15 protein-coding genes and 1 tRNA gene are annotated in these 20,643 nt (G+C 55.2%); 9 read left to right on the forward strand and 7 right to left on the reverse strand.

Going from position 1 to position 20,643, the window contains the following annotated elements:
- Positions 1-119 precede the first annotated feature (119 nt).
- Both lptF and lptG read left to right on the forward strand, forming a co-directional pair.
- Positions 120-1,220 carry an LPS export ABC transporter permease LptF gene (gene lptF, locus LAC65_RS01880; protein ID WP_039382331.1) on the forward strand — a complete coding sequence of 367 codons (1,101 nt, stop codon included), beginning with the start codon at positions 120-122 and terminating at the stop codon, positions 1,218-1,220.
- On the forward strand, positions 1,220-2,296 hold the full coding sequence (gene lptG, locus LAC65_RS01885) for an LPS export ABC transporter permease LptG (protein WP_039382335.1): 1,077 nt from the start codon (positions 1,220-1,222) through the stop codon (positions 2,294-2,296). The genes lptF and lptG overlap by 1 nt, the downstream gene beginning before the upstream one ends.
- A 126-nt stretch (positions 2,297-2,422) precedes the next feature.
- On the opposite strand, the gene LAC65_RS01890 is transcribed toward lptG, so the two are convergent.
- The 3 genes from LAC65_RS01890 to LAC65_RS01900 all read right to left on the reverse strand — a co-directional run bounded on the left by LAC65_RS01890 (position 2,423) and on the right by LAC65_RS01900 (position 6,919).
- Positions 2,423-3,700 carry a DUF445 domain-containing protein gene (locus LAC65_RS01890; protein ID WP_039382337.1) on the reverse strand — a complete coding sequence of 426 codons (1,278 nt, stop codon included), beginning with the start codon at positions 3,698-3,700 and terminating at the stop codon, positions 2,423-2,425.
- Positions 3,701-3,723: 23 nt separating this feature from the next.
- Positions 3,724-5,226, reverse strand: coding sequence for a helicase HerA-like C-terminal domain-containing protein (locus LAC65_RS01895; protein WP_039382339.1), 1,503 nt, complete (start codon positions 5,224-5,226; stop codon positions 3,724-3,726).
- A gap of 121 nt (positions 5,227-5,347) precedes the next feature.
- Positions 5,348-6,919, reverse strand: a complete 1,572-nt coding sequence (locus LAC65_RS01900) for an ABC transporter substrate-binding protein (protein ID WP_039382342.1) — start codon at positions 6,917-6,919, stop codon at positions 5,348-5,350.
- Between the two features lie 534 nt (positions 6,920-7,453).
- On the opposite strand from LAC65_RS01900, the gene LAC65_RS01905 reads away from it, so the two are divergent.
- From LAC65_RS01905 to LAC65_RS01915, 3 genes are read left to right on the forward strand one after another with little or no spacing between them, the layout of a single operon-like run.
- On the forward strand, positions 7,454-8,185 hold the full coding sequence (locus LAC65_RS01905) for a gluconate 2-dehydrogenase subunit 3 family protein (RefSeq protein WP_039382348.1): 732 nt from the start codon (positions 7,454-7,456) through the stop codon (positions 8,183-8,185).
- A 33-nt stretch (positions 8,186-8,218) separates the two neighbouring features.
- A complete protein-coding gene (locus LAC65_RS01910) occupies positions 8,219-9,988 on the forward strand; it encodes a GMC family oxidoreductase (RefSeq protein ID WP_039382349.1) in 1,770 nt (589 codons plus the stop codon).
- A 4-nt stretch (positions 9,989-9,992) separates the two neighbouring features.
- The gene (locus LAC65_RS01915) at positions 9,993-11,237 is read left to right on the forward strand and encodes a c-type cytochrome (RefSeq protein ID WP_224144806.1); all 1,245 of its coding nucleotides are present in this window, start codon (positions 9,993-9,995) and stop codon (positions 11,235-11,237) included.
- Between the two features lie 731 nt (positions 11,238-11,968).
- Here LAC65_RS01915 and LAC65_RS01920 read toward each other — a convergent pair.
- From LAC65_RS01920 to LAC65_RS01930, 3 genes are all read right to left on the reverse strand, one after another.
- The gene (locus LAC65_RS01920) at positions 11,969-12,646 is read right to left on the reverse strand and encodes a MarC family NAAT transporter (RefSeq protein ID WP_039385688.1); all 678 of its coding nucleotides are present in this window, start codon (positions 12,644-12,646) and stop codon (positions 11,969-11,971) included.
- A gap of 55 nt (positions 12,647-12,701) precedes the next feature.
- Complete coding sequence (locus LAC65_RS01925; protein WP_039382357.1) at positions 12,702-13,337, reverse strand: hypothetical protein; 636 nt, start codon at positions 13,335-13,337, stop codon at positions 12,702-12,704.
- A gap of 149 nt (positions 13,338-13,486) precedes the next feature.
- Positions 13,487-14,011, reverse strand: coding sequence for a YjjA family protein (locus LAC65_RS01930; RefSeq protein WP_411828835.1), 525 nt, complete (start codon positions 14,009-14,011; stop codon positions 13,487-13,489).
- A 230-nt stretch (positions 14,012-14,241) separates the two neighbouring features.
- Between LAC65_RS01930 and LAC65_RS01935 the strand changes: the two genes are divergently transcribed.
- Positions 14,242-14,326 (forward strand) — tRNA-Leu (locus tag LAC65_RS01935).
- A 506-nt stretch (positions 14,327-14,832) separates the two neighbouring features.
- On the opposite strand, the gene LAC65_RS01940 is transcribed toward LAC65_RS01935, so the two are convergent.
- On the reverse strand, positions 14,833-15,747 hold the full coding sequence (locus LAC65_RS01940; protein ID WP_224144807.1) for a hypothetical protein: 915 nt from the start codon (positions 15,745-15,747) through the stop codon (positions 14,833-14,835).
- A gap of 715 nt (positions 15,748-16,462) precedes the next feature.
- Between LAC65_RS01940 and LAC65_RS01945 the strand changes: the two genes are divergently transcribed.
- The 3 genes from LAC65_RS01945 to LAC65_RS01955 all read left to right on the forward strand — a co-directional run bounded on the left by LAC65_RS01945 (position 16,463) and on the right by LAC65_RS01955 (position 20,643).
- Entirely contained in the window at positions 16,463-17,287 is an 825-nt protein-coding gene (locus LAC65_RS01945) for a hypothetical protein (RefSeq protein WP_224144808.1), read from the forward strand.
- Positions 17,288-18,425: 1,138 nt separating this feature from the next.
- A complete protein-coding gene (locus LAC65_RS01950) occupies positions 18,426-18,782 on the forward strand; it encodes a hypothetical protein (protein ID WP_224144809.1) in 357 nt (118 codons plus the stop codon).
- Positions 18,783-18,960: 178 nt separating this feature from the next.
- The gene (locus tag LAC65_RS01955; protein WP_010791757.1) at positions 18,961-20,643 is read left to right on the forward strand and encodes a Mu transposase C-terminal domain-containing protein; all 1,683 of its coding nucleotides are present in this window, start codon (positions 18,961-18,963) and stop codon (positions 20,641-20,643) included.

Below are 20,643 nucleotides of genomic sequence, written 5' to 3' on the forward strand. Positions count from 1 at the left end.
TGACGCATTAACAGACCATTTTAGCGACCAATACGGCCATTGATGAAGAAAAATGGCTGATAAGCGTTGAAACTAGCGATTTTCCTGCAAAAAGACAAGTTTTCACAGGCGTACTAAGCGTGATCATTATTAGATATCTGGTTCGGGAAACGCTCAAAAGCCAGCTGGCTATCCTGTTTATCCTGCTGCTAATCTTCTTTTGTCAGAAGTTAGTCAGGATCTTAGGGGCGGCGGTGGATGGCGAAATCCCCACAAATCTGGTTCTGACCTTGTTAGGACTCGGTGTGCCTGAAATGGCGCAACTTATTTTACCCTTAAGTCTGTTTCTGGCGATTTTAATGACGCTGGGCCGGCTATACACCGAAAGTGAAATTACGGTGATGCACGCCTGCGGCCTGGGTAAAGGGTTACTGGTTAAAGCGGCAATGATCCTGATGCTGATGACCTCGCTGGTGGCGGCAGTCAACGTTATCTGGCTCGGTCCCTGGTCATCGCGTTATCAGGATGAGGTTACGCAGAATGCCAAAGCGAACCCGGGCGCTGCTGCGCTGGCCGCAGGCCAGTTCCAGACCTCCAGCGACGGCAATACCGTGCTGTTTGTCGAGGATGTGAAAGGCAACACCTTTGGCAACGTGTTCCTCGCGCAGCTGCGGCCTAAAGGCAACGCGCGTCCGTCGGTGGTGCTGGCGGACAGCGGCCATATGGAGCAGCGCAAGGATGGCTCGCAGGTGGTGACGCTGGATAGAGGCACTCGCTTTGAAGGTACCGCGCTGCTGCGTGATTTCCGCATCACTGACTTTGTGAACTATCAGGCGGTAGTCGGCTATAAAGAAGCGACGCTCGATCCTAACGATGCCGATCAGGCCGATCTGCTTACGCTGATCAACACCAAAACGCCGCAGTTCCAGGCTGAGCTGCACTGGCGTCTGACGCTGGTTTTCTCGGTGCTGATTATGGCGCTGATGGTGGTGCCGCTTAGCGTGGTCAATCCACGTCAGGGCCGCGTATTGTCGATGCTGCCTGCGATGCTGCTCTATCTGATCTTCTTCCTGCTGCAGAGTTCGCTGCGTTCCAATGCGGCCAAAGGGCGCTTCGATCCGGCTATCTGGATGTGGACCGTTAACGTCGCGTATCTGGCACTGGCGGTGGCGCTTAACGCCTGGGATACCGTGCCGATGCGTCGTCTGCGGGCGCGTTTCAGCCGCGGAGGGTCGGTGTGATGTTTAAGGTTCTTGACCGTTATATCGGTAAAACCATTTTTAACACCATCATGATGACGCTGTTCATGCTGGTGTCGCTGTCGGGCATTATCAAATTTGTCGATCAGCTGCGCAAAACCGGGCAGGGCGCGTATTCCGCACTGGATGCGGGCTACTACACCCTGCTGAGCGTGCCGAAAGATATTGAGATCTTCTTCCCGATGGCGGCGCTGCTTGGCGCGCTGCTTGGCCTCGGCACGCTGGCTCAGCGCAGCGAGCTGGTGGTGATGCAGGCGTCCGGCTTTACCCGCCTGCAGGTAGCGCTGTCCGTCATGAAAACCGCGATCCCGCTGGTGCTGCTGACCATGGCCGTCGGCGAGTTTGTGGCGCCGCAGGGCGAGCAGATGGCGCGTAATTTCCGCGCGCAGCAGCTTTACGGCGGGTCGCTGGTCTCCACGCAGAACGGCCTCTGGGCGAAGGATGGCAACGACTTTATCTATATCGAACGCATTAAGGGCGATAACGAGATTGATGGGGTCAGCATCTACCGCTTTAACGACGCCCGCCGTCTGCAGAGCGTGCGCTATGCGGCCACCGCGACCTGGGATCAGGCGCGTAAGCGGTGGGAGCTGGCGCAGGTGGATGAGTCAGACCTCACCGATCCAAAACAGATCACCGGTTCGCAGAGCCTGAACGGCGAGTGGAAAACCAACCTGACGCCAGACAAGCTGGGCGTGGTGGCGCTGGATCCGGACGCGCTCTCTATCAGCGGACTGTATAACTACAGTAAATATCTGAAGCAGAGCGGGCAGGAGTCGGGCCGTTATCAGCTCAATATGTGGGGTAAAATCTTCCAGCCGCTTTCGGTAGCGGTCATGATGCTGATGGCGCTCTCCTTTATCTTCGGACCGCTGCGCAGCGTATCGATGGGCGTGCGCGTGGTGACGGGTATCAGCTTCGGCTTCCTGTTCTACGTGCTGGATCAGATTTTTGGTCCGCTGAGCCTGGTCTATGGCCTGCCGCCAATATTAGGGGCAATCCTGCCCAGCGGCGCTTTCTTCGCTATCAGTCTCTATCTGTTGCTGAAACGACGTTAAGCGGGAGAGATCCAGGGGCGCATGAATGCGCCAGGGCCTCATTAATGAGGCCCCTGCACGATAACGTAGGGGCGCCATTTATGGCGCCCTCGGTTAATGATGGCGCCCTGGCTCAGCCTCGGCGGGTCAGGGCAGCGTCTGCAGAAGCGCGGGCAACTGGGACAGCAGATAGAGCAGCAGGCCGATGGTGCCGCCGACCAGCGTGCCGTTGATGCGGATAAACTGCAGATCGCGGCCAATATTCAGCTCAATCTGCTGTGACATATCGCGTGCGTCCCAGCTTTTTACCGTATCGCTGATATGACGCGTCAGAAAAGCAGCAAACTCCGGGGCCACGCTGCGCGCCGCATCCTCCAGATGCTGATTCATCGAACTGCGTAACGCCTCATCGGCCAGCAGGGTCTCTCCCAGCCACAGCGCCGCCAGCCGTACCCGCTCCTGTACGCGGGAATCGTCGCTGCTGAGATCGCGCTTCAGCCAGGCGCGCAGATCCTGCCACAGCTCACCGATATAGCGATTCAGCGACTCATCCTCTTTCAGCCACTGCTTCACTGACTCCGCGCGCGCTGCCATCTCCGGATCGCTTTTCAGCCGGTCAATCAGCCGCTGCACCGCGCGATTAAAGCCGAGACGCAGCTCATGCCCCTGATCGCGCGCCACTTCGTCGAGAATGGAGTCCACCGCGTTAGCGACCAGCGTGGCGCTGTGTTCACCCAGCCACTCGGTCGGCAGCACTTTAGCTTTAACCGGATGCTCACGCTTCAGCCAGCGCACAATCTGCAGGGCGATAAACTCACGCGTGCCGGGCTTATGCAGCAGCTGCAGCAGCTGTTCAATCGCCGCATCCAGCAGCGCCTGATGACGGTTATTTTTGGTCAGGCTGTCGAGGATCATCGCACTGGACTGGGTCAGATCGACCTTATCCAGCGCGCGATGCACGGCGCGCCGCATAAACTGCTGAATGCGGGCATCGTCAGTGAGATCGAGAAAACCGCGCATGACCTGCAGCAGATGACGCCCTACGCGATCGGCGTTGCCCGGCGCGTTCAGCCACTGCGCCAGCAGCTGTGCCGGATTGTTGCGGCGGATCAGCGCCAGCAGCGAATCGGTATCGAGAAACTTCTCCTGTACAAAGCGACCGAGGTTTTCGCCGATGCGATCTTTGTTACGCGGAATAATCGCCGTATGGCGCGCAATCAGCGGCAGCGGCACGCGGCGAAACAGCGCCACCACCGCAAACCAGTCGGCCAGTGCACCGACCATAGCCGCTTCCGCGATCGCTTTAACGCCCAGTACCCAGAAATTGGGTGGCAGAAACAGCGTAACGATAAAGGTTGCCGCTGCCGCCAGCAGCAGCGCCAGCGCCAGCTGTTTGCTGCGCTTCAGTTGTTGATATTTATCCATTATCCCATCTTAGCAGAGAGTCCTTAACGGCGGCGCCCGCCGAGCAGGCTGCCCAGCATGCCGCGCACGATCTGGCTGGTGACCTGGCGCGCTGCGCTGCGGGCCACGCTCTGAACCACGCCGTCGCGTTTACCGCCGCGCGGTCCGGTGGTGCCAAACAGAATATCTTTCAGACCGCCAAGAATGCCGCTGTCTACCTTCACGTCGGCGCCTTTAACGTCCGGCGCCGCTGACTGCTGCGGTGCGGCGGCAACACCCTGCTGCAGGCGCTCAAACGCCGACTCGCGATCGACCTCCTCATCATATTTGCCATAAAGCGGCGAATGGTTGATCAGGTCGTTGCGCTCATCCTGCGTCAGCGGCCCCATGCGTGAGCCGGGGGCGATCACCATAGCGCGTTCCACGATGGATGGACTGCCTTTCTCATCGAGGAAAGAGATCAGCGCCTCACCGGTGCCGAGCGCCTGAAGCGCCGCCACGGCATCAAACGCCGGGTTAGCGCGCAGGGTCTCAGCGGCACTTTTTACCGCTTTCTGATCGCGCGGCGTGAAGGCGCGCAGGGCGTGCTGCACGCGATTGCCAAGCTGGCCTAATACCTTGTCCGGAATATCTGACGGGTTCTGCGTGACGAACCAGACGCCCACGCCTTTGGAGCGGATCAGGCGGATGACCTGCTCGATCTTTTCCAGCAATACGGGCGGTGCATCACTGAACAGCAGATGTGCCTCATCAAAGAAGAAGACCATTTTCGGCTTATCCAGGTCGCCCGCTTCCGGCAGCTGCTCATAAAGTTCCGCCAGCAGCCACAGCAGGCTGGTGGCGTAGAGTTTAGGCATCTGATAGAGCCGTTCTGCTGCGAGAATATTGATATAGCCGCGGCCCTGCTCATCGCAGCGCATCCAGTCGCGGATATCGAGCATCGGCTCACCAAAAAAATGCTCCGCTCCCTGCTGCTCCAGCGCCAGCAGGCCGCGCTGAATCGCACCCACTGATGCGCTGCTGATGTTGCCATACTGCGTCTGAAACGCTTTGGCGTTGTCGCCGATATACTGCGTCATTGCGCGCAGATCTTTGAAATCGAGCAGCAGCAGCCCCTGATCGTCTGCAATGCGGAAAATAATCTGCAATACGCCCGACTGCACCTCATTCAGCCCCAGCAGCCGCGCCAGCAGCAGGGGGCCCAGATCGGTGACGGTGGCACGTACCGGGTGGCCCTGCTGACCGAAGATATCCCACAGCATCACCGGGTTGTCATGCGGCTGCCAGTCGCTGACGCCAATCCGTGACAGCCGCGCCTGCAGCTTCTCAGAGGCGCTGCCGGGAGTGGCAATGCCGCTTAAATCGCCTTTGACGTCAGCCATAAATACCGGCACGCCGGCCTGTGAAAAGGATTCTGCCAGCTTCTGCAGCGTAACGGTTTTGCCGGTACCGGTGGCGCCCGCGATCAGCCCGTGGCGATTGGCCATCGCCGGGAGCAGCGACAGCCGGATATCGTGGGTTTGAGCAATCAGCAGTGGGGTGGTCATAATCTCTCGCTCTTCAGCAATGCGTTATGACACCAAGGATAGCAAGCGCAGCCTGCGGTAGCGCAACTGATTGCGCAGAAAAGAGGAAGCCCTTCGGATATGCCGGAGGGCAGAAGCGGCGTTACCCTTTACGGACCGTATCGAAGAAGAGCAGGCTGACGCCAATACCCTGCTGGACGTGGGTCACGTTTTGCCGGATCGCTACCTGCTGCGCACCCTGCAGCGTGACCACAAACGGGGAGTCCTGCTGTACGCGCTGCTGCAGGGCGGTATAGAGCGCCCTGCGTTTTACCGCATCGCTTTCACCCGCCGCCGCCCGCGTCTGCGCGCTAAGCTGCGGAATATCCCAGCCCACCCGCCACGCCAGCGTTTTAGCCCCGCCCGGTACGTTCCAGGCAAAGGCGCTGGCGTTGGTATTAGGATCAACATAATCCGCCCCCCAGTAGATAAAGATGGACTGGAAGTCGCGGCCGCGCATTTTACTCCACAGCGCCGACTCCGCCACCGGCTGCAGATCGATCTCGATATCTGCTTTAGCAAAACTCGCCTGCAGCGCCTGCGCTACATCAATATAGGGTGGCTGGTTGATGACCGTCAGCGCAATGCGCGTGCCGGGCTGAATGCCGCCCTCCGCCAGAATGGCTTTGGCTTTTGCGACGTCATAGTGAAACGGCGTCTCCTCCAGTGCGCCGTCAAATCCCTGCGGCAGGAAACTCTGATGGATACGGTATTGTCCTTTCAGCAGCTGCTGTGAGATAGCCTGATAATCCACCAGCCAGCGCGCGGCGCGCCACAGCGCCGGGTTAGCCAGTGCCGGCTGCGCGGCGTTGTGTGCATTGAACGCCAGGTAGTAAATCAGGCTGGAAGGAAATGCTTCAATACGCAGGTGCTTATCCTGTTTCAGCGCGTCGATCTGATCGGGGCCGAGCTGATAGGCGACATCGACATCGCCCTGCTGGATCAGCAGGCGGCGCGCGCCGGCATCCGTTACCCCTTTAAGCAGCACGCGCCGCAGCTGCGGTGCCGGGCTGGCCTGCGGGCTGGCGCTCAGCACCACCGCCTGCTGCGGCACATACTGCTGCAGCGTAAAAGCGCCGCTGCCGGCGGAGTGGGTGTGCAGCCAGCCGTTGCCGCTGTCACCATTGACCGCATGCTGCTGTACCGTTTTGCTGTCAACAATCGACGCCACCGGCGCGGTGAGCAGGCGCAGCGCCAGATCCTGTCCGATTGCGGCCGGCCAGCGCATCTCCAGCTGTGTGTCGCTCAGCACCTGAAACTGGCTGGCGATGTTGGCAGCGGTCCAGCCAAACTCTGCCAGAATAAACGCCGGCGCTTTGTTGAGCTGTACCGCCCGCGTCAGAGAGAACACCACATCCTGCGCCGTTACCGCGTTACCGCTGGCAAAGCGCGCGTCGGGCCGCAGGGTAAACCGCAGGCTGTGCGGCGTACTGCCAGGCTGCCATTCGCTGGCCAGCAGCGGCGCAAGCTGCTGCGGCGCGTTGCGGTCCGGCTCGGTCAGGGTCTGATAGAGATTGCGTTGCACGCTGTTGCTGACCGTCTCAAAACTCTCCGCCGGGTCAAAGCTGATGATGCCATCCAGCGGTACCGCCACTACCAGCGTATCCTCTGGCGTGGCGGCATGCAGGGTAAAGGCAGTACTCCAGACCGCTGCCAGTAAAATCAGTAAGCGCATTATTATTATCCTCAGAGGGAGAGACGCTGAATTTAACGCGCGGCGGGCAGAGTCAAAATGCCGGTTTGTTCTGAGCTTTGTCAGAATATAAGATTAATACCGAGTATTAATTATTTTGCTGGTTTTCTATGCACCAAATGGGCAAATAAAACGCAGAGGGATAAAAATCTGGCTGAGCATTAATGAAGCTGAATATTTACGCTAATTGTTGCTACAGCGTAAGCGTGATTTATTTTCAACAGTTGCGCCGGGCGATTATTTCTTTCCTGCAGCGCTTTTAGCGTTATATCAAGATAAAGCGCTAAAAACCCCTGCTTTTGGCGGGTTTAAACCACAATTTCAGTTAATAAGTGGCACTGTTGCACGCGCATGATACGGTGAAAAAATCACTATCCTTCACTTAAACACATTTTAAATTTAATTTTTACATCCTGAAATATTTGTATCCATAAGATTGCCCGCCTGTTTGCCGATTTATAACGTCATTAACAAAAATATAAATTATCTTTCTTAGCTAGTGAGAATTGTCGCGCCATGCTGTTAGAAAAACCCACCACCAGACGTAAATTTTTACTCGGGGCGCTGCTGGCTTTGCCGGTCAGCGACCTTTTATTAAAAGGCGTTACCGCCGCGCAGGCGGCAGAAATGGCTGCGCCGGAACTCGCCGATTATAAACCGATCTTTTTCAGCGCCAGTGAATGGCAGTTTATCCTGGCAGCAACCGACCGTCTGATCCCGGCTGGCGGCAGCGGCAAGGCGCCCGGCGCGCTGGAAACCAACGTGCCGGTTTTTATCGACCAGCAGCTGCACACGCCGGAGTTCGGTGCAGAAATCTATCTGCAGGGGCCGTTTGATGTGCACGCCCCGGCGACCATGGGTTATCAGATCCCGTTTACGCCGCAGCAGATGTACCGCACCGCCATCAAACTGGTAGAGCAGTGGACGCAGACAACCTATCAGAAAGCCTTTCACGAGCTGAGCACGGAAGAGAAAGATGCCGTGCTGACCCGTATCAACAAGAATGATGGCCTCGATTTTGCGGCGCTGGGCGAGCCGGCGCTGAAAGCCTCACAGTTCTTCAGCCAGCTACTGGCTGATACCAAACATGGTTATCTTGCCGACCCGATGTATGGCGGTAATAAAGGCATGAAGGCGTGGATCGCTATCGGCTTCCCGGGTGCCCGCGCCAGCTTTACCGAATGGGTGAAGCAGCACAACGTGCCGTATCCGCTCGGACCGGTCAGCCTGCTGGGCCAGCGCGCCTGAATTTCCCTATTTGGTATATGAGACAGAACTAACATGGCACAGATTACAAAAAAAGAAGTCGATGTCGTTGTGTGCGGCCTCGGCTGGGCCGGCTCGCTGATGAGTATTGAGCTGGCGCTGGCCGGACTTGAGGTGCGCGCGCTGGAGCGCGGCGGCGAGCGCGACTATCCCGACTTCGCCTACCCGAAGCCGGCCGATGAATACGCTTACAACGTGCGTAATAAAGTCTTCGCCACACCAAAAGAGGTAGCGGTGACGGTGCGTTACAATATGGATCAGACCGCGCTGCCTACCCGCAAATGGGGTGCCTTTGCACCCGGCACCGGCGTGGGCGGCGCAGGCATGCACTGGACAGCAGTATTGATCCGCCCGACCCCGACCGATATCAAACTGAAAACCTATGTTGATCAGGCGTATAAGCCAGGCATTCTGCAGGATGATATGCGCGTGATGGACTTCCCGTTCAGCTGGGAAGAGATTGAGCCTTACTTCTATAAATTTGAGCTGATCTGCGGGCAGTCCGGCACCACCGGCAACCTGCGTGGTCAGATCCTCGAAGGCGGCGATCCGTTTGAAGGGCCGCGCTCAGAGCCTTACCCGCTGCCGGCGCTGGACGACACGCTCAACAACGTGATGTTTAAAGAAGCGGCGAAGAAGCTCGGCTATCATCCGTTCCCGAACCCTTCAGCCTGCGTGTCGCGCGCGTGGAAAAACCCCTACGGCAACCAGATTGCACCGTGCAACTACTGCGGCTACTGCTCAAAATATCCGTGCCTGAACTACTCCAAAGCGTCACCGCAGACGGCGGTGATGGATGCGCTGAAGCGTCTGCCGAACTTCTCCTACGAAGTGAACGCTGAAGTGGCTAAAGTCGTGCTGCACGATGATGGCAAAACTGCCAAAGGCGTGATCTACTACGATGCCGACGGCAACGAGGTATTCCAGCCAGCCAAAATTGTGGTGCTCTCCAGCTTCCAGCTCTACAACGTGCGTCTGATGCTACTCTCCGGTATCGGCAAGCCGTATAACCCGATCACTGAAGAGGGTGTGGTAGGGCGCAACTATGCGTTTCTCTCCAACGGCGGCGCCACGCTGTTCTTTAAAGATAAGAACTTTAACTCTTACGCCACAGCCGGCGCGACCGGCCAGATGTTCAATGACATCTCGCCAGGCAATTTCGACGGCCCGGGGCTCGGCTTCCTCGGCGGCGCCAAGATCCACAGCTCGCAGGCGACCGGCACGCCGATGGCTGCTGCGCTGCCGAAAGGCACGCCCGCCTGGGGTATGGGCTACAAAGAGGGTCTGGAGCAGTGGTACAACCATTCGATGAAGATCAGCATCACCACCACCTGCCAGTCCTATCGCGATATCTATCTCGATCTCGATCCGCACTACACCGATCATCGCGGTAACCCGCTGCTGCGTATGACCTTTAACTGGAAAGAGAATGAGCTGAAGCTGCAGCAGCATCTGAAGGGCATCGTGGGCGATATTGCCAAAGAGCTGAACCCGGACAGCATGAGTATGAGCTTCCTGCCGATGGGCGCCGATTTTGACCTCACCAAATATGTCTCAACCCACAACGTGGGCGGTGCGGTGATGGGCGATAACCCGAAAACCTCGGCGCTGAACAAATACCTGCAGAGCTGGGACGTGCATAACGTCTTTGTGCCGGGTGGCAACGCCTTCCCGCAAAACTTCCAGGCGAACCCGACCGATACTATCGGCGCGATCACCCTGATGGCGGCGCAGGCGATCAAAGAGCAGTATCTGAAGAACCCCGGCCCACTGGTACAGGCATAAGCAGATGAAAAAACTAACATTACTGGCAGCGCTGGCGCTGAGCGGCGTGGCGCTGCAGGCGCAGGCGGAAGATGAAGCGGCCCTGATTAAGCAGGGTGAGTATCTGTCGCGGCTGGGTGACTGCATGGCGTGCCACAGCGTCGCGGGCAAAGCAGCCTACGCGGGCGGGCTGGCGATTGAGTCGAACCTGGGTACGATCTACTCCACTAACATCACGCCGGACAAAGCGCACGGTATCGGTAACTACAGCGAACAGCAGTTCTCTGACGCGGTACGTAAAGGGGTGCTGCCGGATGGTTCACGCCTTTATCCGGCTATGCCGTACCCGGACTATGCGAAGATCAGCGATGCGGATATGCACGCACTCTGGGTCTACTTTATGAAGGGCGTCAAGCCGAGCAGCGAGCAGCCGCAGGAGACGAAGCTCAGCTTTCCGTTCAGCCAGCGCTGGGGTATGCGCTTCTGGAACTGGGCGTTTACCTCCGACAAGCCGTTTCAGCCGATTGGCGGCGCCTCTGCGGAAGTGAATCGCGGTGCCTATATCGTCGAGAGTCTCGGCCACTGCGGCAGCTGCCATACGCCGCGCGGTCTGGGCATGAATGAGAAATCGCTCGACAGCAGCGACAAAACCTTCCTCGCCGGCGGCAGCCTGAATAACTGGGATGTACCGTCGCTGCGCGGCATGCCGCACTGGAGCGAGCAGGAGGTGATCGATTACCTGCAGACCGGGCGGAACGATAAAGCTGCCGTGGGCGGTGAGATGAAGTCGGTGATTGAGCACTCCAGCTCCCATATGACCGAAGCCGATCTGAAAGCGATTGCTGCTTACCTGAAGTTCCTCGGCGGTAACCCGCCGCTGCAGGCCTACAACGTGCAGGCGCAGCAGCAGACCGAAGCGAAGCTGACGGCAGCGAAGAACCTGAGCGAAGGCGAGCGTCTCTATCTCGACAACTGCGGCACCTGCCACTTCGTAACCGGCAAGGGTGCGCCGGGGATCTTCCCCGAGCTGGATCAGGCCACGATCGTGAACGCAGGCGATCCGACGGGGCTGATCCACACGATCCTCGTCGGCGCGCAGCAGCCTTCAACGGCTAAAGCGCCGTCGACGCTGGCGATGCCGGGCTTCGGCCAGCGTCTGAGCGACGAAGAGGTCGCACAGCTCGCCACCTTCGTTCGCCAGGGCTGGAGCAACCGCGCCCCGGCCGTGACCAAAGATCAGGTCGCCGACGTCCGCAAAACCCTGCATTAACCGCTATACGGGGGGCGCATTCATGCGCCCCCTGCGGGATTCGTACGACGTTCAATAACGCGCGGATTCGCCCCCGTAGGGGCGCCATTTATGGCGCCCTGGCCGATACCCGCACAAATTCAATAACGCCCTGATTTAACCAGGGGCGCATAAATGCGCCCCCTACGGTATTCGTACGACATTCAATAACGCCCGGATTCGCCCCCCGTAGGGGCGCCATTCATGGCGCCCTGGCCGATACCCGCACGGAATTCAATGACGCCATTAATGGCGCCCTGGCCAATGCCCGCACAAATTCGATAACGCCCGGATTTAACCAGGGGCACATAAATGCGCCCCCCTACGATATTCGTACGACTTTCAATAACGCGCGGATTCGCTCCCCGTAGGGGCGCCATTCATGGCGCCCTGGCCAATGCCCGCACCGAATTCAATGACGCCATTAATGGCGCCCTGGCCAATGCCCGCACAAATTCGATAACGCCCGGATTTAACCAGGGGCGCATAAATGCGCCCCCTACGGTATTCGTACAACATTCAATAACGCCCGGATTCGCCCCCCGTAGGGGCGCCATTAATGGCGCCCTGGCCGACACCCGCACGGAATTTGATAACGCCATTCATGGCGCCCTGGCCGATGCCCGCACGGGATTTGATAACGCCCGGATTCAACCAGGGGCGCATAAATGCGCCCCCTACGGGATTTATACGATATTCAACGCCACCCGGATTCAATGAAACGTGCGTACCACTTCCAGCACGCCGTTAATCACAAACTGCACGCCCATACAGACCAGCAGAAAACCCATCAGGCGTGAAATCGCTTCGATGCCGCCTTTGCCTACCAGCTTCATAATCGCGCCGGAGCTGCGCAGTGAAATCCATAAAATCACGGCGACCACCAGAAAGGTCAGCACCGGAGCGACCATCACCACCCAGGCGGGGAAATCGACGCCGGCCTTCACCGTTGAGGCTGAGCTGATGATCATCGCAATAGTGCCCGGACCGGCGGTGCTGGGCATCGCCAGCGGCACAAAGGCGATATTGACCGTCTCGCGCGGATCGTCGCTGGCATCCTGCTCATCTTTTTTATGGCGCGCTTCTACTGAATGACCGACCGGTTTGGCCGGAAACAGCATGCGAAAGCCGATAAAGGCGACGATCAGCCCGCCCGCCATGCGCAGGCCGGGAATCGAGATACCAAAGGTGTGCAGCACCGCGTTACCGGCATACCAGGCGACCATCATGATCAGAAACACATAGACCGACGCCTGCAGCGCCTGACGGTTACGCTCCTGAAAATTCATCTCGCCCGCCAGCCCTAAAAACAGCGCCACGGTCGTCAGAGGGTTGGCCAGCGGCAGGATCACCACCAGCCCGAGGCCTATCGCTTTGAAGAGTTCCAGCATCATGCATCTCCGCAGGACAGGGCCGCGTGCGCAGCCCTGTGACAGGATGTATTACTCAGTGCTTTGGTGTGTCGAGCGCTTCGATCATCTCGGGGAAAAAATCTTCCAGCAGCTCAGGGGTCATCAGTTCGGGGTAGCTGATGAGGTGTTCGCGGATGCGCTCATTAACGTCCGGCAGCAGGCGCTGCGCGGCATCGTCAGCGCTGATTTTTTTCTGCTTCATCAGGCGCAGCACGTTATCCGGCAGGCTATCTTCATCCTCAACCTCATCCACGCCTTCCAGCGCGTCGAGCTCATCCAGCAACTCCATCAGCGCTTCGATCTGCGGCGTGCGCGACTCATACTCTGCCGGGCGTTCGCTCTCCAGATAGCGCAGCAGGGCGCGCACCGGCGATCCATCCGGCGTCGCCGGCGGCTCGCTGGCGAACCAGTTCAGCAGGTCATGCTGGCTCACCTGATGGACGTGATAGCCGTTATCGGTCAGCTCATCGGCGAGGATATCAGCGGTGTCGTGCTCAATCAGGCAGATATGGGTGCGATTTGGCGTGTACTGTTCCAGCCACTGATAGATCTCTTCAATGACGCTGTCGTCATACTGAAAGGTCTGGTTGAGGTAGCTGTCATCCTGCTGATGTACGCAGAGTCGAATCAGATCGGGGTCGAAGTAAATCGCTATGTTGATGCCTTTCATGCGCGCTGTCCTGTTTGCTACAAAATCTCACTATAGCGTCAGGGCGCACAGAAAAACATGGGGAGGCCAGCAGCGTGCGCATCTGGCCATAAAAAATCGCATTCATCAGCATGATGAGGCCGGGACAGTGGCCCGGCACCCGGCGCTAATTACATGCCGATATATTTTTTGCCCTGCTTCAGCACCACATCACAGGCTTTGGTTTTAAGCTTCTCACCCATTGGCGAGTTACTCAGGCTCTGCAGGTTAAGCTGCTGGCCGTTACCGGTGTTGAGCAGGCCCGCGATACCCTGCTGATAATCGGTTTTCTGCGCCTGCGCCGCCGGCGTGCTCAGGCCGAGTTTGCTCAGCACCTGCTCTTTCACCGACTTCACGTTGTTATCCACCACGTTATGCTGCACGCAGTACTCCATCACGCCCGCCGCATTGGTCATATTGCTGGCGCTCACCGCTTTATCGCCGCCGTTCAGCAGGCCGGTCAGCGTGGAGAGCGACAGCCCGCCGCTCTGCGCGCCATTGCTGCTGCTGGTGTTGGTATTGCTGTTTTGCTGCTGCGAGAGCTGAGACGCGGCGCTGCTCAGCTGATCCTGCCAGCTCGCCGCCGACGCGCTGCCCGCGACCAGTGCTGCCGCCATACCCCATGCCCAAACGCCGCGTTGCATTGATTTACTCATGTATAACCTCATGGTTCCGTCTTTCAGACGCCGATAATGCAGGATATGAGGAGGAAGATCTCAGAAAGTTCCGGAGAAGCGGGCAGGGCCATACAGATTGAGAGTGTTCTGGTTTTCGGGGAGATAACGACGCTGTTTTTTTCAACGCTCAGCGCACGCGCTGCTCAATAGCGGTTGCACACCCCACGGGTAACGGTATAATCGCCAGCGTTTTCCGTATCCTTATCCATGCCGGAGTGGCGAAATCGGTAGACGCAGTTGATTCAAAATCAACCGTAGAAATACGTGCCGGTTCGAGTCCGGCCTTCGGCACCAGTAAGAATAATTTCAATAAAAACAGAAGGTTAATCTATCTTTACTACCTTTCTGTCACCTGAAACTGTACTGAACCCTAATACACGAAAATGCCTCTGTGGTTAGTAGTGGCTATTTGGGATTCTAACTCACAGTGGCGTGTAGTTCCAAGCTTCAAACACGTACAGTTTTCAACTTGAAAGCTATGACGCAGCCCACGTCTCAAAACTCTCCCAAAACAGTTTGAACATACGCATTTAAGCCCGATGTGTGGCGTTTTTATAGCCCCAAACAGGTCTATGGTGGTAAACGTACCTGCACACGATATGCAGGCTCTGCCAGCGTCTCAGCCACGCTCCCGCAAGGGTACACGGTTATCCTGATAAGGTGTGATCACTCTGGACATATGATGAAGTCGCTACGCTCCGATTGTTGGTAGTACCACCAGCGGGGCTTTATGGCTTCTATTGTCTTTGAAATGGTTGAGAAAAGAAAAAGCGCGAGCACTCTCCCGCGCCTTTAAAAGTCTATGGCAGAAATTTAACTATCTCTGCTTGCCATGAGTTTTTGTGAATCACTCTTCCTTTATGCAGGTTCGCATCCAATATCTCAGCTTTGCTGAGTTGTGATAGGTGCGTCCAGTTACTATCGAAAACATACGTAGCATTGTTACATTGAGAACTTTCCAAAACGAAAACATTGCTTTTAGTAAAACCAAATACAACGTAGCCTTGAAATCCCGCATTGCCAACAGCTACGAAATCAGGTTTTCTGCTATTGATTAATTCGAGCCTGCCCTCAACAACGGCTGCGTTAGACTTGCTTCGAATATTTATGGCTGTAATAATTTGTGTTCCAATCTTGTCCCAAGGATATTGACCTTTCGGTAGCAGATTCCAATTGAGCTTTATAGACTTACCTTTGATAATTGTGTTGAATTGATCGTCAACAGTTTCGCAGAATCCAAAAATTTCCAAAAAAAGGTTTACGCAGTGTGTGACCAACTCTTTGTTGTTATCTGACAACATTAATTTAGGTGAGATCAACAACTTCTCTCCTTCAAGATTTTCTACAATCTTAAGCTCTATGCTTGGAGGTGGAGTGATGATTCTTTTGTATCGCTTGTAGGCGATTTCTCGAGTATCTGTCACTTCCTGAGTGTTACCACCTCCGACCCATTGCTGTCGTGTCCAAGATATTTGCCGGTAGGCTGTTTCTTTAGGTGAGTTTTTATCGGGAGCAGATTTACCAACTGAATTAAATCTCGTGATCGGCCCCACAACTTTGGGTAGAACTTCTTCACCTAAGTCTCTGTTGCTTGAGAAACCTATCGAGTCAGTTTTCTTGATGTCTGGTAGTGGGTGAGCAATGTAGATTTCTCGGTCATCGAAGTTGGTTATGTATTTATCAATATTTCGAATACGCTTTTTCTGAATAAGCATTGAACGTTCCTTTTGACTACTTTCAACAGTTTACATAACCAATCAACCAAGCCAGGCAGCAATCACATTGTTGAAATATAGAGTAAGGTGACTGAGGTTCGATTCAGTGAGGTTATATTGGTTATGCCCAGAGAAACGGGGCGCAGATGTGCTCCCGATTTATACTCAAGGTACTAAATGTAGCGTCTTTTAAGGTATTCTGGCTACATAATGAGTATATTAGCCAGCATTTTTCTCAGCGCAAGCATTAGTTTGAATAGAAAATTTTCCTTAAAAAATGATGGAAATCTTGAGTCGTTATTTTATCAGGAATGCCACAGGTACCCAATGCCTACGACCTTTATCATTTTTTATCGCGGATAAGCATGGTTGCTACTTAAATCAAATTATATCGAACCTTAAAGTCTCATTCTTTGAACTGGCAACAACAGTCGATAGCTTGGTAAGATCAATGCACAAATTTATTTGAATTCAGGGGATTACATTAGACGCTTAGAACTATAACAAATTAGTTGACAAATGTTGCAAAAATGTTAATATTAAGTATGTTCGATGATTACCCCACAACTACTTATCACCATCTCATCTGCGTTAAACTATATACAGACCACCCTACATTAGCACTGTCAAAACGTGTGGAAGCGTACCTCCTGGTAAGGTGCTTCTGTGGAGTGGTCTGTATATTGTTTTCTTCCACACGTACCATGAGGTATTAATGTATGTCAATTTAAACAAGCGTCTTCCGAAAGGCTTTAAGGTTCCCACTGAGCAAGATATTCAGAATGCAGTTGAAGAGGTTCTCAGAGAGATTCAAGGTGAAGCACCTGTTGCTGTTACCAAACCTGTGACCATCACCAAGACGGGTAAACCACGTAAGCCACGTCAGCCTAAAGAAACACCCAATACCTTCCGTTCTGACTTCAATCACATTCATCAGTACAGCAACATGCTTTCTCATGTTGAGGATATTTTCATGGGTGCTATTCGGCAAAATACATCTGGTAGTGACCACAACAAGTACGTTGTGTTTAACCTGCTCAAGTCTCTGGACGTAATCTCAACAGAGAATGTCTTCATGATGGTTAATAGTAACCGCCCAAAGTCTGAGCACATCTCTGATAAATATGCTCAACAACTGGCTTCAGCTTGTCGTAACGTTATCTCAGCGTTTGAGCATCATCTTGAAGTTAAAAATATAACGCGGTATGTAGTAGAAGATGCAATTGATGACGGTTCTTTTGACATTGTTGAAGATGCTGAAAGTTATCGTACTCACCAGCAACCTGTACAGACATCTGAGCAGAAACGAGAGTTGCTTGTTCAGGCTGGTCTTACTCAAAGTCAGGTTGAAGCGTGTATGTCAGGAGATAAGGTTCAATGGGGTGTAGATATTCGTCTTCGTGGTGGTGGTTCCGTTAGTGACCAGACACAGTATGTGCGTGTTGATGTATACCCTGATAACTATGAGAACCTCAAGTGGTTACCTGACCTATGTTGTTATGTTGATGTGACCACGGGTGAGATGTTTACCTACTCGTAAAAATATAAGTAAGTATGTAGTAGAGTCTCTCTGATCAGATTGTTCTTCACCCTTTCGGCTTTCCTGTAGGGGAGTCGCCTTGCTCACGCATCATATGAAATGAACAGTTTTCTTATCCGTGGGGGAGGGAGCTGGCGACCGACAATGAGCCTACGTGAGAGGCGAAAAGATCTTTAAGTGTGATAGTAGTCTGTTCATATCCATACCGTTTACCTTCCTCCGCTATCGCTGCGCCTCGCCCCAGGCTCGTTACATCACATGAAACAAGGGAGTGACATGAAATGGTGACCACGCTGTTTACACGCTCAATGGCGCGACTCGTGGACATTCTCAACGATGCCAGTTAACTTTTGAAGCAGTTCATTTACACAGATAGACTTGTGGCAAATCTGCCACTACTAACCATTCCCGTCCGGTAAATTTGCCGCACGATAAAAAGACTTATGACAAACCCGTCATTACTCACAACTCACCATCTCCAAGTGGCAAATCTGCCCCATGTGATAAAAAAACTCACATGATGACCCCTTTGAGATTCTGCCAATCATTACCCCTTCTACACAAGGTATCTCCCCAATGTACAATCTCTCCCCAACTCCAGAGGTTCAATACTTCTTAGCACTAATCCACTCTGGACAGACCCCATCAAAAGCGGCTAACGAAGCTGGTCTTAATCAACATGAACAAATTCTTATCCGTAAACTTGCTGGACTACCAGTCGCAACACACCAGCGAAACATTCCTGACCAGGTTATTAGTCTCCGCTCTCAGAAACTGACCCATAAGCAGATCGCTGATAAGCTCTCTATTTCCCCAAGCTATGTAAACCTCTGCTTAGTACGTCATCGCAAACAATCCCTTGGTAACTGATCAATGTCTCCGCAATTTTTTTTCCATATTCTTTATGATGTTTTGCCAACCAGTGCTCTTACAGTGTTTCTTCTAAAGTTTAGTAATGCTGTCACCAGCAAAGACGACTGAGAAGGCTATCAGCAAAGACCTTCACCAGATTACTTATTAGTTAACTTATTGATCTGTAATGATTTATCTAAGCGTTATCTGACAGATTTCTTCTCATTTCGTCTCGCTATTACCTCCCAGCTATCCATTCTCAAAAAACCAAAAGGTATATTCATGAATGACCACAACAACTAACACACCACCAAATACTGATACTGTGACCGAGCAGACTTCATCAGCCGCTTACAGCTTCCTTGAAGCAATTCTGCACAAAGACGCTGTGACCCTTCGTAGATACGGTGTCGACGATAAGACCACCAGCGCAATTGACCTCAAGACTCAAATTGACGTTGCGCAAAAACTCCTCGCATCAGATAACAACCAGCGTCGTTCTCAATCCAAACGTGTACTCGCTGCTCAGGCTGGACTTCCTACTAAGGCAGACGTTACAACACCCAATGTGACCAGTGCTAATCCACCAGCATCAGTGGCGACATTCCAGCGTCACTCAGTCGTCCCAAAAGCAGTCGCTTAAAAGTCTCAAAACCACCCCTTTCAAGACAACTAAAATGTCATTTTCAGAAGACGACTGCACCAATTGACGGGGCGTAACGCCAGATGTGCAGGCGACTCCTGACAACGCAATATCAGAAGTCATCTGCACCAATCTCGACTATGCTCAATACTCGTGTGCACCAAAGCGAGGTGTGAGCATGGCGTCAGACACATCATTGATTGCCGAGCAAGGCGTGGCCACCCTGCCCGATGCGGCTTGGGCGCAGGCCCGGCAACGGGCGGAAATCATCGGGCCGCTGGCAGCGCTTGATGTGGTCGGGCATGAAGCCGCCGATGCCGCTGCTCACGCGCTTGGCCTGTCCAGGCGGCAGGTGTATGTCCTAATCCGCCGTGCCCGGCAAGGTGCTGGGCTTGTGACGGACCTGGCTCGCAGCCGATCCGGCGGCGGAAAAGGCAAGGGACGCTTGCCGGAATCAGTTGAGCGCATCATCCGCGAGTTGCTGCAAAAGCGCTTCCTGACCAAGCAGAAGCGTAGCCTGGCAGCGTTCCACCGCGAGGTCGCGCAGGCTTGCAAAGCGCAAAAGCTGCGGGCGCCGGCGCGCAACACCGTGGCTCTGCGGATCGCCGGCCTCGATCCGCTCAAGGCCACTCGCCGCCGGGAAGGTCAGGATGCGTCCCGCAGCCTGCAAGGTGTCGGTGGTGAGCCTCCCGCCGTGACCGCGCCACTGGAACAAGTGCAGATTGATCACACGGTCATCGACCTGATCGTGGTGGACGAGCGCGACCGGCAACCGATTGGCCGTCCGTATCTGACCATCGCCATCGACGTGTTTACCCGCTGCGTGCTCGGCATGGTCGTCACGCTGGAAGCGCCGTCATCTGTTTCGGTCGGCCTGTGCCTTGTGCATGTCGCCTGCGACAAGCGTCCCTGGCTGGAGGGTCTGAACATAGAAATGGAGTGGCCGATGAGCGGCAAGCCCAGGCTGCTCTACCTGGACAACGCGGCCGAGTTCAAGAGCGAAGCGCTACGCCGAGGCTGCGAGCAGCATGGCATCCGGCTTGACTATCGCCCGCTCGGGCAGCCGCACTACGGCGGCATCGTGGAACGGATCATCGGCACGGCGATGCAGATGATCCACGACGAATTGCCAGGGACGACCTTCTCCAACCCTGACCAGCGCGGCGACTACGATTCCGAAAACAAGGCCGCCCTGACGCTGCGTGAGCTGGAGCGCTGGCTCACATTGGCGGTCGGCACCTACCACGGCTCCGTGCACAACGGCCTGCTCCAGCCGCCGGCAGCGCGCTGGGCCGAAGCTATCGCGCGGACCGGCGTGCCAACCGTCATCACTCGCACCACGGCTTTTCTGGTCGATTTTCTGCCCATCATCCGCCGCACGCTGACCCGCACCGGCTTCGTCATCGACCACATCCATTACTACGCCGATGCGCTCAAGCCGTGGATAGCTCGGCGCGACCGCTTGCCTGCGTTCCTGATCCGGCGCGACCCGCGCGACATCAGCCGCATTTGGGTGCTGGAGCCGGAGGGGCAGCACTATCTGGAAATTCCATACCGCACCTTGTCGCACCCGGCTGTCACCCTCTGGGAACAACGACAGGCGCTGGCGAAATTGCGGCAGCAAGGGCGCGAACAGGTGGATGAGTCGGCGCTGTTTCGCATGATCGGCCAGATGCGCGAAATCGTGTCCACCGCGCAGAAAGCTACGCGCAAGGCGCGGCGCGACGCGGATCGACGCCAGCATCTCAAGGCAACGGCAGTTCTTTTCAAAACCACGCCACCACCGGACGCGGACATGGCTGACCCGCAGGCAGACAACCAGCCACCTGCCAAACCGTTCGACCAGATTGAGGAGTGGTAG

It is taken from the genome of Pantoea eucrina, assembly GCF_020079945.1.
Classification (GTDB): domain Bacteria; phylum Pseudomonadota; class Gammaproteobacteria; order Enterobacterales; family Enterobacteriaceae; genus Pantoea; species Pantoea eucrina.